The sequence below is a fragment of the Streptococcus cristatus genome (assembly GCF_008369405.1).
GTDB classification, from domain to species: Bacteria; Bacillota; Bacilli; order Lactobacillales; family Streptococcaceae; genus Streptococcus; species Streptococcus cristatus_G.
This window is the reverse complement of record NZ_VSJJ01000001.1, coordinates 506,116-522,469: the sequence shown is the minus strand read 5'-3', so window position 1 is coordinate 522,469 and position 16,354 is coordinate 506,116. Positions and strand designations below refer to the sequence as shown.

General features: G+C 42.2%; 15 protein-coding genes. 11 read left to right on the top strand and 4 right to left on the bottom strand.

The features are described 5' to 3' along the window. The first annotated feature begins 63 nt into the window (after positions 1-63). From FXF62_RS02830 to FXF62_RS02790, 9 genes are all read left to right on the top strand, one after another. Positions 64-2,508: a bifunctional DnaQ family exonuclease/ATP-dependent helicase gene (locus FXF62_RS02830; RefSeq protein WP_149517546.1), complete on the top strand. Its 2,445-nt coding sequence runs from the start codon at positions 64-66 to the stop codon at positions 2,506-2,508. Between the two features lie 115 nt (positions 2,509-2,623). Further along, positions 2,624-3,598, top strand: a complete 975-nt coding sequence (locus tag FXF62_RS02825; RefSeq protein ID WP_149517545.1) for a YeiH family protein — start codon at positions 2,624-2,626, stop codon at positions 3,596-3,598. A gap of 12 nt (positions 3,599-3,610) precedes the next feature. Next, on the top strand, positions 3,611-4,843 hold the full coding sequence (locus FXF62_RS02820; RefSeq protein WP_149517544.1) for an FtsW/RodA/SpoVE family cell cycle protein: 1,233 nt from the start codon (positions 3,611-3,613) through the stop codon (positions 4,841-4,843). 36 nt (positions 4,844-4,879) lie between these two features. Further along, positions 4,880-5,428 (top strand): DJ-1 family glyoxalase III, encoded by a 549-nt coding sequence (locus tag FXF62_RS02815; protein ID WP_149517543.1) that lies wholly within the window; start codon positions 4,880-4,882, stop codon positions 5,426-5,428. A gap of 122 nt (positions 5,429-5,550) precedes the next feature. Beyond that, entirely contained in the window at positions 5,551-6,129 is a 579-nt protein-coding gene (locus tag FXF62_RS02810; protein ID WP_187984213.1) for an HAD-IA family hydrolase, read from the top strand. A gap of 1 nt (position 6,130) precedes the next feature. Then, a complete protein-coding gene (gyrB, locus tag FXF62_RS02805; RefSeq protein ID WP_149517541.1) occupies positions 6,131-8,080 on the top strand; it encodes a DNA topoisomerase (ATP-hydrolyzing) subunit B in 1,950 nt (649 codons plus the stop codon). Between the two features lie 85 nt (positions 8,081-8,165). Continuing rightward, on the top strand, positions 8,166-9,890 hold the full coding sequence (gene ezrA, locus FXF62_RS02800) for a septation ring formation regulator EzrA (RefSeq protein WP_149517540.1): 1,725 nt from the start codon (positions 8,166-8,168) through the stop codon (positions 9,888-9,890). Between the two features lie 99 nt (positions 9,891-9,989). Further along, the gene (serB, locus tag FXF62_RS02795) at positions 9,990-10,637 is read left to right on the top strand and encodes a phosphoserine phosphatase SerB (protein ID WP_149517539.1); all 648 of its coding nucleotides are present in this window, start codon (positions 9,990-9,992) and stop codon (positions 10,635-10,637) included. A gap of 8 nt (positions 10,638-10,645) precedes the next feature. Continuing rightward, the gene (locus FXF62_RS02790) at positions 10,646-11,767 is read left to right on the top strand and encodes a glycerate kinase (RefSeq protein ID WP_149517538.1); all 1,122 of its coding nucleotides are present in this window, start codon (positions 10,646-10,648) and stop codon (positions 11,765-11,767) included. On the opposite strand, the gene FXF62_RS02785 is transcribed toward FXF62_RS02790, so the two are convergent. Continuing rightward, positions 11,764-12,102 carry a nuclear transport factor 2-like protein gene (locus FXF62_RS02785; protein ID WP_149517537.1) on the bottom strand — a complete coding sequence of 113 codons (339 nt, stop codon included), beginning with the start codon at positions 12,100-12,102 and terminating at the stop codon, positions 11,764-11,766. The genes FXF62_RS02790 and FXF62_RS02785 overlap by 4 nt on opposite strands. Then, positions 12,099-12,557: a DUF1694 domain-containing protein gene (locus tag FXF62_RS02780; RefSeq protein WP_149517536.1), complete on the bottom strand. Its 459-nt coding sequence runs from the start codon at positions 12,555-12,557 to the stop codon at positions 12,099-12,101. Before FXF62_RS02780 ends, FXF62_RS02785 begins: the two co-directional genes overlap by 4 nt. 183 nt (positions 12,558-12,740) lie before the next feature. On the opposite strand from FXF62_RS02780, the gene eno reads away from it, so the two are divergent. Both eno and FXF62_RS02770 read left to right on the top strand, forming a co-directional pair. Beyond that, positions 12,741-14,045, top strand: coding sequence for a surface-displayed alpha-enolase (gene eno / locus FXF62_RS02775; RefSeq protein WP_015604660.1), 1,305 nt, complete (start codon positions 12,741-12,743; stop codon positions 14,043-14,045). A gap of 76 nt (positions 14,046-14,121) precedes the next feature. Further along, positions 14,122-14,697 (top strand): hypothetical protein, encoded by a 576-nt coding sequence (locus FXF62_RS02770; RefSeq protein ID WP_149517535.1) that lies wholly within the window; start codon positions 14,122-14,124, stop codon positions 14,695-14,697. Between the two features lie 219 nt (positions 14,698-14,916). On the opposite strand, the gene FXF62_RS02760 is transcribed toward FXF62_RS02770, so the two are convergent. Both FXF62_RS02760 and FXF62_RS02755 read right to left on the bottom strand, forming a co-directional pair. Beyond that, positions 14,917-15,102 carry a hypothetical protein gene (locus tag FXF62_RS02760; protein WP_149517534.1) on the bottom strand — a complete coding sequence of 62 codons (186 nt, stop codon included), beginning with the start codon at positions 15,100-15,102 and terminating at the stop codon, positions 14,917-14,919. A 73-nt stretch (positions 15,103-15,175) separates the two neighbouring features. Next, on the bottom strand, positions 15,176-16,186 hold the full coding sequence (locus tag FXF62_RS02755; RefSeq protein ID WP_149517533.1) for a lactonase family protein: 1,011 nt from the start codon (positions 16,184-16,186) through the stop codon (positions 15,176-15,178). Between the last annotated feature and the right edge of the window lie 168 nt (positions 16,187-16,354).

Genomic DNA, 16,354 nt, shown 5'->3' with positions numbered 1-16,354 from the left:
ATTTTGTAGCTTAGCTTATTTTCAGATGTCTCAGGCTGGCATTTGTGATATAATCATAGCAGTATGGCACAATCGAACTATAAATATGCTGTTATCGACTTGGAGGCTACAAGTGCGAGCAGCAATGCAAAAATTATTCAAATCGGCATTGTCATCATTGAAAACGGGGTGATTTGCCAAACGTATGAAACAGATGTGAATCCGCATGAGGATCTGGATGAGCATATTAAACAGCTGACAGGATTGGATGATCAACGCTTGCGCCAAGCTCCGGACTTCTCACAGGTTGCCCGTGAAGTTTACGAGCTGATTGAGGATGCGATTTTTGTCGCCCATAATGTCAAGTTTGATGCCAATCTATTGGCGGAAGCTCTCTTTTGGGAAGGCTTTGACCTGCTGACTCCAAGAGTAGATACGGTGGAACTAGCTCAGGTTTTTTATCCGACTTTTGATAAATATGCTTTGGGGAATCTGTGCGAGCTTTTGGAGATTCCTCTGAAGAATGCTCATACAGCTTTGGCAGATGCTCAGGCGACGGCTCAGCTATTTCTAAAAATCCAGGAAAAGATGGCAGGACTGCCAAAAGCTTTGCTAGAGAAAGTGCTGGAATTTGCCGATAGTCTCATCTATGAGTCACGGCTAGCGATCGAAGAGATTTTTCAGTCGATGCCAGACTATTCTGCTCAGTTTTTTCAGGAGACACATGGTATCTTTTTGAAAAAGCCGAAAATCCTGCCGCCTGAAAAGAAACTTTCGCAGGACTTTCTGACCAACCTTTATCTGCTTGGGCTAGATGAGCGCCCCGACCAGCTGACATTTGCCCAGTATGTGACTGATGCTCTTAATCAGACTGCGGCTGGCTTTTTGGAGGCCCAGACGGGGCTTGGCAAGACTTTTGGCTATCTATTACCTATTTTGGCTCATGGTCAGGAGAGAGTCTTGGTGACCGTTCCGACGAAGATTTTACAGGACCAGCTGATGCAAAAGGAAGGCCGACTCTTAGAGGAAGTTTTTCATATCTCCTTTCATAATCTCAAAAGTCCCGAAAATTATCTGAAACTAGATCATTTTTATCAAAGTCTATCGGTCTTGGATGATAATCGACTTGTTAATCGTTGCAAAATGCAGCTTTTGATTTGGCTGACAGAGACGGAGACGGGTGATTTAAATGAAATCGGTCAAGCTTATCGTTTCGAGTCTTACTTTAGCCAGATACGCCATGATGGGAAATTAAGCAAGCATTCGCTCTTTTATGAAAAGGATTTTTGGCGACTGGGGCAGGTCAAGGCAGCTAGCAGTCGTGTCGTGATTACCAATCATGCTTATCTTTTGACGCGCCTAGAAGATGACCAGTCTTTGCTGGACAATCGGATGCTGGTGGTGGACGAGGCTCAAAAAATGTTTTTTGCCTTGGAAAGTTTCTCGCAGGCCAGTATCAATTTGACCAAGCAATTGCAAACTATCAGTCAGGCTCTACAGACAGAAAAACGGATTTTACAAGAACGCATCCTGCAAAGCATCCAATTTGAATTGGCAGATGCTGCTGAAAAGCAGCGGGGTAAGACCAGTGAATTGGATTCACAGAAGATAGCCAAGCTGCGTCAGGATGTGTCTGAGCTGGATGAGAGCTTGCTGCCAGAGCTCAGGGAATTGTTTTCAACTAAATACCAATACTACTGGCTAACTGAAGAACAATTTGCAGACCATAGGGTGACAAGGCTTCATACCGGGCGTCCAGAACTCATGAGATTTAAGGATTTCCTGTCTGATACCGTCAAGGCTATCTTGGTTTCTTCTACTTTGGAGATTAGTTCCAAGGTGAATTTACCCCAGTTACTAGGTTTTGAGTATTATCACTTTTACAAACTTCCTCAGCAAAAAAAGCGCCTGCAGAAACTTTTCTTAGATTTGGATTTTCCAGACGTGGTGGGCTTATCAACGCAGGAATATGCTGAGAGGATTGTCGCAAGTTTGGAGAGCTTAGCTCCACTGAATCTGCCGATGGTGGTTCTCTTTACTTCCAAGGATTTATTGCTGGCCACTTCAGACCAGCTGACCTTGCCGCATTTGGCCCAGTATAAGAACGGCGAGCCAGCCAATATCAAGCGTCGTTTTGATAAGGGAGAGGCGCCCATCTTGCTAGGAGCAGGCAGTTTCTGGGAAGGAGCGGATTTTGCTCAGCAAGACCAAATCATTCAGCTCATCACGCGGATTCCTTTTGATAATCCCAAAGATTTCTTTGTGCAAAAAATCAATCATCATCTGAAGGTAGAAGGCAAAAATCCTTTTTACGATTATCAGTTGCCGTCAGCTATTTTACGATTGAAGCAGGCCATGGGACGAACCCGTCGCAATGAACACCAGAAGTCGGCGGTTATTCTTCTGGACAAGCGTATTTCAACCAAGCGTTACGGACGGCAAATTCAGCAAAATCTAAATCAGCTGGCATCTTTAGAAATGCTTTCGCAGCTGGATATTTTACAAGAATTAAAAAAATTTTTCGACTAAAACTGCTTGAAAACAGTCAATTTTATCTGGCTGTTTTTCTAAATGATTGCAAATTTTCTCGGCTACTGATGCCAAAAATCTGCTATAATGAAAAGAATAGGAAGAAGGTTATGACGTGAAAAAGAATCTATCAGGAATTGCTCTATCGTTTGCGATAGCAGCTATCTCCATTTGTTTAGGGAATTGGTTTCCGCTGATTGGATCTAGTGTGTTTGCCATTGTCTTAGGAATTTTGCTGAGCAATTTATGGAAACTGCCAGACTCCTTTCAGCTGGGCTTGACCTATTCAGGAAAGAAACTGCTTCAATATTCTATTATTTTTTTAGGCTTTTCTATGTCAATCGGGAAAGTCTCTGCAACGGGTTTGTCTTCTTTGAAGATTAGTATTTTGACTATTTTGATCGCTTTTCTTGCAGCTTATGCAGCTGGGAAATTCTTCAAGATGAGACGAATTTTAACCATTTTGATTGGCTTTGGAACGGCAATCTGTGGTGGTTCAGCTATTGCAGTAGCTTCGCCCATTTTAGAAGCAGAAGAAGAGGACATCGCTTTGTCTATTTCAACGATTTTCTTTTTCAATATTTTAGCTGTGTTTATCTTTCCTTTTCTGGGCCATCTCCTGCAAATGTCTGATGCCTATTTTGGGACTTGGGCAGGGACTGCCATCAATGATACTTCGTCAGTCGTCGCAGCAGGTTATACTTACAGTCAAGCGGCGGGCGATTTGGCAACCATTGTCAAACTAAGCCGAGCCTTGATGATTGTACCCGCTTGTCTCATCTTTGCAGCTTATCGATATGTCCGAGATAAGCGGTCAGCGCAAAAAGTGGACCTAAAGAAGATTTTTCCCTGGTTTATTTTGTGGTTTGTCCTGGCTTCTGTAGTGAGCAGCTTGGGAATTTTTCCATCAAATCTAGTCCCTTATACAAAACTGTTGTCCCAATGGCTGATGGCTATGGCCTTAGCTGGGATTGGAGCCAAGGTCTCTTTCAAACAGTTTAGGGAAGCTGGAGCGTGGCCTTTATTAACCGGAGCTTTTGCTTGGTTCTGCGTCGCAGTTTCTAGCTTGATTATCCAATATTTTTTGTAAGAAAGGAAAATTATGCCTTCACAGCGAAGAACATTTGAGTCGCGGATTGATTACAGCTTGCTTTTACCTGTCTTGCTCTTACTATCAATCGGAGTTACGGCTATTTATATAGCGGTTAGTCATGATTATCCAAATAATGTCTTGCAGATTGTTGGTCAGCAAGTAGTTTGGATTTTATTAGGCTTTCTGATTAGCTTTATAGTTATGTTTTTTAACACTAAGTTTCTTTGGAAGATGACACCTTTTCTGTATATTATAGGCTTAGGACTTATGGTTCTTCCGCTTGTATTTTATAGTGAGAGCTTAGTGGCTTCTACAGGGGCCAAAAACTGGGTATCTATCCGTGGGGTTACCCTCTTTCAGCCATCTGAATTTATGAAAATCTCTTATATTTTAATGCTGTCGCGAGTCGTAGTAAAATTTCTGCAGCAAAATAAGAACTATGAGCGAACCATTGCTTTAGATCTCTTTTTGATTGTAAAATTAGCCTTATATACCTTGCCTGTTTTGTTGCTTTTGGCCTTGCAGAGTGATTTGGGAACAGCCCTAGTATTTGCTGCAATTTACTGCGGCATTGTCCTCTTATCTGGTGTTTCGTGGAAGATTATTCTACCGGTTTTCTTAACAGTATCCCTTCTTTTCACTGTCTTTATGTTGATCTTTATTTCAAATGGTGGCCGTGCTTTTCTACATGGTTTAGGGATGCCGACGTACCAGATCAATCGAATCTCAGCCTGGCTCCATCCTTTTGAATATGCTCAGACAGTAACCTATCAGCAGGCACAGGGACAGATTGCTATTGGAAGTGGTGGTTTGCTAGGTCAAGGATTTAATGTCTCAAATCTTCTAGTACCTGTCCGTGAAAGTGATATGATTTTCACCGTAATTGCAGAGGATTTTGGTTTTCTTGGTTCGAGTTTGGTGATTGTTATTTATCTGTTCTTGATTCATCGTATGCTTCAGATTACTATTAAGTCCAACAATCAGTTCTACACCTATATCTCGACCGGTCTCATTATGATGCTGCTTTTTCATATTTTTGAAAATATTGGTGCTGTGACAGGGATTTTGCCTTTGACAGGGATTCCGCTCCCCTTCATTTCCCAAGGGGGCTCCTCTATCGTCAGCAATCTCATCGGAATCGGTCTCCTACTGTCTGTATCTTATCAAAATAGCCTAGAAGAGGAGAAGCATGCGGAGACTCCGCCTATTCGTAAAAAAATTGTACTTAGAAAAATAAAATAAGAAGTGGATACCTTGTATCCTAGAAAGGTTTTTTACATGAAAAAAGTAGCTCTCATGTTAGCCAATGGCTTTGAAGAAATTGAAGCCCTCACCGTTGTCGATGTCTTGCGTCGCGCAGGCTTTATCTGTGATATGATTGGTTTTGAGGAGGCTGTGACAGGTTCTCATCAGATTATTGTCAAAGCCGATCAAGTCTGGAATGGGAATCTATCTGCCTATGATATGGTTGTTCTTCCAGGCGGTATGCCAGGATCAACAAATCTGCGAGATGATGACCGCTTGATGGAAGTTCTACAGGAATTTCAAGCAGAAGGTAAATTTGTCGCAGCGATTTGTGCCGCTCCGATTGCTCTTGACCGCGCAGGTCTGCTAAATGCCAAGAACTTTACTTGCTACGATGGAGTGGAAGCAAACATTGAGAATGGTAGCTATCAGAAGCAGACCGTTGTCATAGATGGAAAGTTAATCACCAGCCGTGGCCCATCCACAGCCCTGCCTTTTGCCTATGAGTTGGTTCACCAGTTAGGCGGAGATGCGGATCAATTGGCAAGTTCTATGCTTTTTAAAGATGTTTTTGATAACTAAAAGATTCACTCGATTTTCGGGTGAATTTTTTCTGTCTAAGTTAGATGAAAAATCTATGAAAATATGCTATTTCATCATAAATAAAAGCCCTTTTTTTCAAAAAATATGATATAATAAAGGGTATGAATTATCAAGATTACTTCTGGGATTTGGGTGGGACTCTCTTGGATAATTATGAGACTTCAACCGCAGCTTTTGTCCATACCTTGCAGGACTTTGGTCTGACTGCGAGTCATGATGAAGTGTACAAGGCTCTCAAGGTCTCAACAGATTATGCAGTCCGCCAGTTTGCCCCTGGAAATAAGGAATTTTTAAAGTCTTATAAGGCGAATGAGGCCAAGGAATTAGAACATCCGATCTTGTTTGAGGGAGCTTCAGAATTATTAGCACAAATTATCCAGCAGGGTGGTAGAAATTTTTTGATTTCTCACCGAGATGATCAGGTGTTAGAGATTTTGCAGAAGACGCAGATCAGTGTCTATTTTACAGAAGTAGTGACAGCTACTAATGGTTTTAAACGCAAGCCAGACCCTGAGTCTATGCTGTATTTAAAAGATAAATACCAGATTGAGTCTGGTCTGGTTATCGGAGATCGACCGATTGATATCGAAGCTGGTCAGGCGGCAGGATTTAGCTGCTATCTCTTTGATAATATGAGAAATCTTGAAGAATTTGTAGATATTGAACTAGAAAAGGAATAACATGACAGAAGAAAAGCAACAAGACATACAAGCGCAAGAATATGACGCCAGTCAGATTCAGGTCTTGGAGGGCTTAGAAGCCGTTCGGATGCGCCCTGGTATGTATATCGGTTCGACCTCCAAGGAAGGTCTGCACCACTTAGTATGGGAAATTGTTGACAATTCGATTGATGAAGCCTTGGCTGGCTTTGCCACTCACATTCAAGTCTTTATTGAAAAAGATAATTCGATTACAGTTGTTGACGATGGTCGAGGCATTCCCGTTGACATTCAGGAGAAAACAGGTCGCCCGGCTGTGGAAACCGTCTTTACCGTGCTCCATGCTGGAGGAAAATTCGGCGGTGGCGGGTACAAAGTCTCAGGAGGTCTGCACGGTGTGGGCTCTTCCGTTGTAAATGCCCTGTCCACTCAGCTGGATGTCCGCGTTTATAAAAACGGTCAGATTCATTACCAAGAATACAGCCGCGGTCATGTAGTCGCTGATCTGGAAGTCATCGGTGAGACAGATCGTACAGGTACGACAGTCCACTTTACACCAGATCCAGAGATTTTCACTGAAACAGTAGAATTTGACTTTGAAAAGCTCAATAAGCGGGTGCAAGAACTGGCCTTCCTCAATCGTGGTCTCAGAATTTCCATCACTGATAAGCGAGATGGAATCGAGCAGGCCAAGGATTACCACTATGAGGGCGGGATTGCCAGCTATGTCCAATACATCAATGAAAACAAGGATGTAATCTTTGAAACGCCAATTTATACTGATGGCGAAATGGACGACATTACGGTTGAAGTCGCTATGCAGTATACGACTGGCTACCACGAAACAGTCATGAGCTTTGCTAATAACATCCATACCCACGAGGGTGGAACGCATGAGCAAGGCTTCCGGACAGCCCTAACTCGGGTTATCAATGATTATGCCAAGAAAAACAAGCTTCTCAAAGAAAATGAGGACAATCTGACTGGGGAAGATGTGCGTGAGGGACTGACAGCGGTCATCTCTGTCAAGCACCCTAACCCTCAGTTTGAAGGACAGACCAAGACCAAGCTGGGCAATAGCGAAGTGGTCAAGATTACCAATCGACTCTTCAGCGAAGCCTTCTCCGATTTCCTTTTGGAAAATCCTGCAGTGGCTCGGAAAATCGTCGAAAAGGGAATTTTGGCTTCCAAGGCCAGAATTGCTGCCAAGCGAGCTCGGGAAGTAACCCGCAAGAAGTCTGGCTTGGAAATTTCCAATCTCCCAGGGAAATTGGCTGATTGCTCGTCCAACAACCCACAGGAAACAGAACTCTTCATCGTGGAGGGAGACTCAGCGGGTGGTTCAGCTAAGTCTGGGCGTAACCGTGAATTTCAGGCTATTTTGCCGATTCGCGGTAAGATTCTCAACGTTGAAAAAGCCAGCATGGACAAGATATTGGCCAATGAAGAAATCCGCAGTCTCTTTACTGCTATGGGAACGGGCTTTGGAGCGGACTTTGATGTCAGCAAAGCTCGCTATCATAAATTAGTCATCATGACCGATGCGGATGTGGACGGAGCCCACATCCGAACTCTGCTCTTGACTTTGATTTACCGCTATATGAAGCCGGTTCTGGAAGCAGGCTATGTCTATATCGCCCAACCACCCATCTATGGTGTCAAGGTCGGAAGTGAGATTAAAGAATACATTCAGCCTGGTGCTAATCAGGAAGAAGAGCTTCAGGCTGCTTTGGCTCGTTACAGTGAAGGTCGCTCCAAGCCAACCATTCAACGCTATAAAGGTCTCGGAGAAATGGATGACCATCAGTTGTGGGAAACGACCATGAATCCAGAACATCGCTTAATGGCGCGAGTTTCTGTCGATGATGCTGCAGAAGCCGACAAGATTTTTGATATGCTGATGGGGGATCGAGTAGAGCCTCGTCGTGACTTTATCGAAAAAAATGCAGTATATAGTACACTTGATGTCTAAAAAGTTAGAAAAAACAACCATTACAAATAAATTTGTGATATAATCAATATGTTTGCTTTTTAGTAAAAGAATGAAGGAGTTTTATATGTCTAATGGACTGATTATTCTCATTATTGTAGTAGCGGCACTATTAATTTTAGGCTATTTTACTGCTATCTATATGAGAAAACGAAATGAAGCGAAGCTTCGAAGTTTGGAGGAGAAAAAAGAGGAACTTTACAATCTTCCCGTGAATGATGAAGTTGAAGAAGTTAAAAACTTACACTTGATTGGGCAAAGTCAAGTGACTTTCCGCGAATGGAATCAAAAATGGGTAGATCTCTCTTTAAATTCATTTGCTGATATCGAGAACAATCTCTTTGAGGCAGAGGGCTACAATAATTCTTTCCGTTTCCTCAAGGCCAAGCATGCTATCGAAAAGATTGAAAGTCAAATTGATTTAATCAGTGAGGACATTCATGCCATTCGTCAGGCTTTGGAAGATCTTAAAAAACAAGAGTCTAAGAATAGCGGACGGGTTCTGCACGCCTTGGATCTATTTGAAGAATTGCAACATACTGTGGCTAGCAATCCTGATGCTTATGGTCAAGCACTTGCAGAAATTGAGAAGCAGATGGAAAACATTGAGTCTGATTTCTCTCAATTTGTTACCCTCAATTCTTCTGGGGATCCTGTAGAAGCAGCGGAAATCTTGGATAAGACCGAGGATCGTATCCTAGCTTTGACGCAGATTGTCGAAAAAGTTCCAGCAATTGTGGAAGATTTGACCAAGAAGCTGCCAGATCAATTAGAAGACTTGGAGTCAGGTCACCGTAAGTTATTGGAGACCAATTATCATTTCATCGAAACGGATTTGGAAGCACGTTTCCAACAACTTCATGCTAGTTTGAAACGAAATGAAGAAAATCTTGCGGCTTTGGAATTGGATAATGCCTTGTATGAAAATGAGCAAGCCCAAGAGGAAATGGATGCTCTTTATGCCATCTTCACTCGAGAAATTGAAGCTCATAAAGTCGTTGAGAAGTTGGTGAACTACATTCCTGACTATTTAGAACACACTAAAGAGAATAACCAACAGCTTCAAAACGAAATGGAACGTTTATCACATTCCTTCTTGCTGCCAGAGCCTGAAATAAATCATATTAAAGATTTGAAATCTGAATTATCTGCTCAAGAAGCAGTGGTTCACTCTTCACTTGAAGATACAGCTGAAATGAAGAAACCTTTCTCATTAGTTAGAGAAGAGTTGGAAGCTATTCAAGACCGATTGAAAGAAATCGAAGATGAACAGATTGAACTTGGTGAGCAGCTAGAAAAGATCGAAAAAGACGATGTCAATGCCCGTCAGAAAGTTACGATTTATGCCAATAAATTGCATACGATTAAGCGATTTATGGAAAAACGTAATTTACCGGGTATTCCAGAGTCCTTCTTAACAATTTTCTTTGGAGCAAGCGACTATATTGAGGAGCTGGCTAGAGAGTTGGAGGCAACTCGTGTGAATATCGAATCTGTTAACCGCTGGTTAGAGATTCTGGCAAATACAATGAATGAATTGGAAGAAGAGACATATCGAATCGTTCGAAATTCTACCTTAACAGAGCAGTTGCTACAATACTCTAACCGTTATCGTTCATTTGATGACAATGTGCAGGCAGCCTTCAATGAATCCCTTCATGCTTTTGAAGTTGAATTTGATTACGCAAAATCTTTGGAAATTATTTCAAAAGCCTTGGATGTTGTTGAGCCTGGGGTTTCAGCTCGTTTCATCAACTCATATGAAAAAACACGCGAAAATATTCGCTTCTAAGAAAGTTCCTTCGGGAACTTTTTTCTTTGCGATCTTGCTTGTTTTGCACTTAAAAATCCTGTATAATACAACAAATCACAGAAAATATGAGGTGAATAGATGGGTCAGGTCAAAGGTCTATTGGTTATGGATGTAGATAGCACTCTTATTATGGAAGAGGGGATTGATTTACTGGGCGAGGAAGCAGGAGTTGGGCAACAAGTAGCTGATATTACCGAGCGAGCCATGCGCGGAGAATTGGATTTCGAGGACGCTTTGAGGGAAAGGGTTTCACTTTTGGCGGGGCTTCCAGAAACTATCTTTTCTCGGATAGCTGACAAGATTCATTTCACGCCTGGTGCTAAAAAATTAGTTGATGAGTTACATGAGCGTGCTTACAAGGTTGGCTTGGTTTCAGGCGGTTTCCATGAAACGGTGGATAGGCTGGCTGAGCAGCTAGGGATTGACTATGTAAAAGCTAATCGCTTGGAAAGTAAAAATGGTTTCCTGACCGGTCGAGTTTTGGGAGATATTGTTACCAAAGATATTAAAGTTCAGATGCTGAAAGAATGGGCTCAAGATAATAATTTGGAATTAAATCAAACCATTGCCATGGGGGATGGCGCCAATGATTTGCCTATGATTCAAATAGCAGGCATCGGAATTGCTTTTAATGCCAAGCCAATTGTAAGAGAGCAAGCACCTTATCAAATCAATGTTTACGATCTCTACCAAGTGATTGATATTTTGGATGCTAAGAAAAAATAGGAGGCGCTATGCATATCTTGTTAGCACCAGATTCTTTTAAGGAAAGTTTGTCTGCTGTTCAGGTAGCAGAAGCCTTGAAAGAAGGATTTTCTCAGGCCTTACCAGAGGCTACTTTTGACTTGCTGCCTATCGGAGATGGCGGAGAGGGAACCATGGCTGCGCTGATTACCGCTATGGACCTAAGAGAGTTTCGGCACTGGGTAACTGGACCTTTTGGCCAATCGGTAGAAATGAAATATGCTAGACAAGGCCAGCTAGCCCTTTTTGAGATGGCCGATTTGGTGGGACTTGCTTTAATTCCCGAGGGAAAACGCAATCCTTTAGGCTTAGAAACCAGAGGTCTAGGAGAGCTGATTCTCCATTTAGCGGAAAATGGTGTCAAAAAGGTTCTGGTCGGTGTTGGAGGCTCGGCAACGAATGATGGTGGGATAGGTCTGGCAGCCGGTTTAGGTTATGAATTTTTTGATGAAAACAATCATCAGCTCCGACCAGTTGGTTCTTCTCTAGGGAGAGTTGCTCGAATTTCTGCGGGACGTGTTCCAGCTTACTTGGATGATATAGAAATCGAAATTTTGACAGATGTTTCCAATCCTTTATGTGGTCAGCAAGGAGCGACTCATATCTTTGGACGGCAGAAAGGCCTGTCTGAATGGCTTCTTTCATCTGTCGATCAGGAAATGAGGAAGTTCTATGAACTGGCCAATCCACAGATTTTTACCCAAGCTGGTGCTGGCGCAGGAGGTGGTATGGCAGCAGGGCTGGTCACATTTGCCAATGGAAAAGTCGCTTCTGGAATTGGTACCTGTCTGGATTTGCTAGATTTTGACCGCAGAGTTGGGCAAGCGGACTTAGTTGTTGTCGGTGAGGGCCGTATGGACAGGCAGTCCTTGGCAGGAAAGGCGCCAGTTGGAGTAGCAAGGCGGACGCCAAAAGAGATTCCTGTTCTTGCTATTTGCGGTAGCTTAGCAGATGATTTGCCTCCATTTCCTACAGAAAATATTCAGGCAGCTTTTCCAATTATCTCGCAAGTGGCGGATTTGGATGCAACTTTAGGTCGAGCGAGGGAAAATCTAGTTCGTACTGCTCGCAATATTGGCAACCTATTAGCAATCAAAAAAAGCGGAAGTTAATCCGCTTTTTTCAGTAAGTATTCGATTTCTTTGACGATTAAGCCGTTTGCAAATTCAAATAGATCGCAGGAAAGGTCTCCGTAGTCATTGACCAAAATTGTTAGAATCCGACTTTGCTCAGAATTGCTGTGATAGTATTGGCAACTAAACTGTGTGGAACTATTCTGATAAGCTTCCTTTATCCTGTGGAGGTAGCCTTCTTTTCCCTGAATAATTTCTGGGGATTCTCCATGTAGCTCCCAGGCGACATGCTCGTCTAAAAAAGTCTGATAAATGTCCCAGTCACGCTGATTTTCCGCCTCGAAAAAGGCAAATAATTTCTCTAAATTCGTCATTTATGAAACATTTTTTTCCAAAGAGAAGTTTTCTTGCGGGGAGATGGTTTACTCTCTGCTGGATGGAGGACGTCGGCAAATTGCTTGCTCAAGTCCTTTTCTTCCGCAATCACAGGACGATCACTATGGATAACCAAACCGAAAGGAGAGGATTGGCAAAAAGCAGAGACGATGGTGGCCTCGCAGCCTAAGTCTTTGGCGGTTTTTAGGTAGAAAACCTGCTGGCTGGATATGACTTCAGGCGATATTTTGACTGTGACAGGATAGTAGCTTTTAGTGATCTTCTCAACTATTTCTTTAAAATGCTGCTTTAGGAGAGTAGAATTTGCATCAGAAATAGAGCAGTAGCCAATTACCCGCTCTTCAAAAGTTTCCAGAAATTTGCGCTGTTCATCAGGATTGAGCTTAGCATTCCCTTGAGATTTTTCCATGATAATGTTATTTAGATCTGTCATATTTCTAGTATATCATAAATAAGGATTTCTGATTTACAAACTGTTAAGAAAGAGGCAGAATGTAACCGATTGCATCTTAAAATTTGTGATTTTTCACGCAAAGATACTGTTTTTCCTTGAAAAAAAAGCGCTTTTGAGGTATCATAGACTAGTAAATAATTTTAAACAATAAGGAGAGTCAAAATGTCAATTATTACTGATGTTTACGCTCGCGAAGTCCTCGACTCACGCGGTAACCCAACACTTGAAGTAGAAGTTTATACTGAATCAGGTGCTTTCGGACGTGGTATGGTTCCTTCAGGAGCTTCTACTGGTGAACACGAAGCAGTTGAACTTCGTGATGGCGACAAATCTCGTTACGGCGGTCTTGGTACACAAAAAGCAGTTGACAACGTGAACAACGTTATCGCTGAAGCTATCATCGGTTACGATGTTCGTGACCAACAAGCTATCGACCGTGCAATGATCGCTTTGGACGGTACTCCAAACAAAGGTAAATTGGGTGCGAACGCAATCCTTGGTGTGTCTATCGCTGTAGCTCGTGCTGCTGCTGACTACCTTGAAATCCCACTTTACAGCTACCTTGGTGGATTCAACACTAAAGTTCTTCCAACTCCAATGATGAACATCATCAATGGTGGTTCTCACTCAGACGCTCCAATCGCTTTCCAAGAATTCATGATCGTACCTGCTGGTGCACCATCATTCAAAGAAGCTCTTCGTTGGGGTGCTGAAATCTTCCACGCTCTTAAGAAAATCCTTAAATCTCGTGGTTTGGAAACTGCTGTTGGTGACGAAGGTGGATTTGCTCCTCGTTTCGAAGGAACTGAAGATGGCGTAGAAACTATCATTGCTGCTATCGAAGCTGCTGGTTATGTTCCAGGTAAAGACGTATTTATCGGATTTGACTGTGCATCATCAGAATTCTACGATAAAGAACGTAAAGTATACGACTACACTAAATTCGAAGGTGAAGGAGCTGCTGTACGTACTGCTGCAGAACAAATCGACTACCTTGAAGAATTGGTAAACAAATACCCAATCATCACTATCGAAGATGGTATGGATGAAAACGACTGGGACGGTTGGAAAGCTCTTACTGAACGTCTTGGTGGTAAAGTTCAATTGGTTGGTGACGACTTCTTCGTAACAAACACTTCTTACCTTGAAAAAGGTATCGCAGAAGGCGCTGCTAACTCAATCCTTATCAAAGTTAACCAAATTGGTACTCTTACTGAAACATTCGACGCTATTGAAATGGCGAAAGAAGCTGGTTACACTGCCGTTGTATCACACCGTTCAGGTGAAACTGAAGATTCAACAATCGCTGACATCGCAGTTGCAACTAACGCAGGACAAATCAAGACTGGTTCACTTTCACGTACAGACCGTATCGCTAAATACAACCAATTGCTTCGTATCGAAGACCAACTTGGTGAAGTAGCTGAATACCGTGGATTGAAATCATTCTACAACTTGAAAAAATAATTCATTCTAATGGAATGAAGTAAATCCCTTGAGGCTCACTCAAGGGATTTTTAATAAATAAGGGGAGACTTTTGGGATGTTTTATTTCATTTTGTATATCCTAAGTAGAGAGTGGCTAGCTTTTACCGTTTTATTTATAGGCCTCTTTTTGGCTTATAAACGCGAATCAAGCTCTCTGGCGCTTTTGGCAGTTCTTTTATTTCTTACAATCACCAGTATATTCTGGTATCCTCAGTTCAGCCCATGGTTTGCTTTTCCCTTTTTGTTTCTCGCTTTCTATTTATTGGTCAAAAGATATAGGTGGCTTCTTTATCCTGCTCTTGCTTTAGGCTTGTTGCTATTGGCAGTTTCTCCTATTATTGGCTATATTTTTAGAGTTTATGTTCCAGTGACCCATTATGCCTATCTTGAGGAAAAAGGGCAGACAGTAGTGGTTCGGGAAGATTATTATGGAGCATTTTTTAGTAAGAGCGATATAGCGATTATGACCTATGTAAATGGTCAACTTGCTTATACAAATAAGATAGTTTATGAAAAGGTTGACTTACATGATTTTAATAAGGACAAAGATGTCGATAAGGATGATTTTCTTGCTCAGACCTTGACAAGGAAGCGATTGGAAGAATTAGATGATTTTATGAATCGGAAATAGACTAAATAAAGCTCGATGAATCAAAATGAGGCTGGGACAAAAGTCCCAGCCTCCTCAATTGTCTTTGGATTGTCGAGCAAGACGCAGTGGTTGAGTGGGCTCTACTAGGCTAATTTCATCAGCTTTTACAGCCCTACTCAACTGTGCGGAGGTGGGACGACGAAATCGAATTCTAACAAATTACCGATTTCTGTCCCACTCTCATTTTTGATTAAGATTTTAGAAAAGAGACTTAACTTTGTTGATGACGCCATCGAGTCCTTTTGAATTTGCGACCAAATCTTTAGCCTTATCTAAGTATTCTCCCAGCTCATCCTTGTGGTCTTCGACAAACTTCTTAGCTGCATCAAAATCTTTCTTTTCGATCAATTCTTTTACTTGGTTAAACAATTCTACTGGATTCATCTTGAATGCTCCTTTGATAATTTTCTTTTGATACTATTTAATCAAATATCTAGGTTTAAAGCAAGATATTTGCTCATAGGAAGGTTACGCAGACTGCTTCTGGCACATAGAAATCATGAGAAATTTCTGTTAATCGGCCTGTTTCAGGATCGCGTTTGAAAACAGTTGCATTGTCCGAGTCTTGGTGAACAGCGATGAGGTAGTTTTGGTCAGGTGTGATGTTGAAATCGCGTGGATTTTTGCCCTTTGTTGGAGTGATTTCAAGGAGCTGTAAACTTCCATCAGCTAGAATTTGATAAACAGCTATTGAGTCATGGCCACGGTTAGAGCCATAGAGGAATTTACCGTCTGCTGAAAGGCGGATGGCTGCAGTTCCGTTAAAATCTTTAAATCCTTCTGGGAGAGTTGAGACGGTCTGCATGTGTTCAAACTGACCAACGCCATCGTAAATCAATACTTCGATGGTAGAGTTTAATTCGCAGATAAGGTAGGCGATTTTGTAGTGGTTATGAAAGACAAGGTGGCGTGCCCCAGCCCCAGCAGCACATGTGTAAGTAGCTAATTTGTTTAATTGCCCAGCTTCTGTCACATCGTAGGTGGTGACTTGGTCTGTTCCGAGGTCACAGGTAATCAGATATTGATCAGGTGTCAAGTCAGTGTAGTGGACATGGGCAGAGTCTTGATTGGCATGAGGCCCTTGACCGACATGGGTGTCCGAATCAGCTAGTTTTAGGCTGCCATCTTCTTGCTGCTTGTAGACCAGCACTTGCCCCTTGTGGTAGTTGGCTCCGTAAACGAGTCCTCTCTCCTCATCTACAGCGACATAGCAAAGCGGAGCACCTTCCTCAACCACGTGATTGAGCAGCTGCCCTTCTTGGTCATAGGCAGCAATCCCACCTTGCCTATCTTTTGCGCCGACAGTGTATAGATGACCAGCTTGGTCAAAGGCTAGGTAAGTTGGGCTTGGCTCTTCGGCTACTAATTCTAAGTTTGAGAGTTGTCCCTTTTCAGTATCAAAATCTGCCTTATAAATTCCTTTGGAATCTCGTCGGGTATATGTTCCAAAATAAACTGTTTGAGTCATGTCTCCACCTCATTCTTTTAAAGTCAATCTATTATACCACAAAATGACTTGAGAAGCTGTTGACGCAAGAAAAGCCTGTATTTTAATGGAAAAGCCTGAATTATTTTCAAAAAACAGACAAAAAACAGATGGTGGGTAGGAAGGGGATAGACCACTTTGATAGAATGG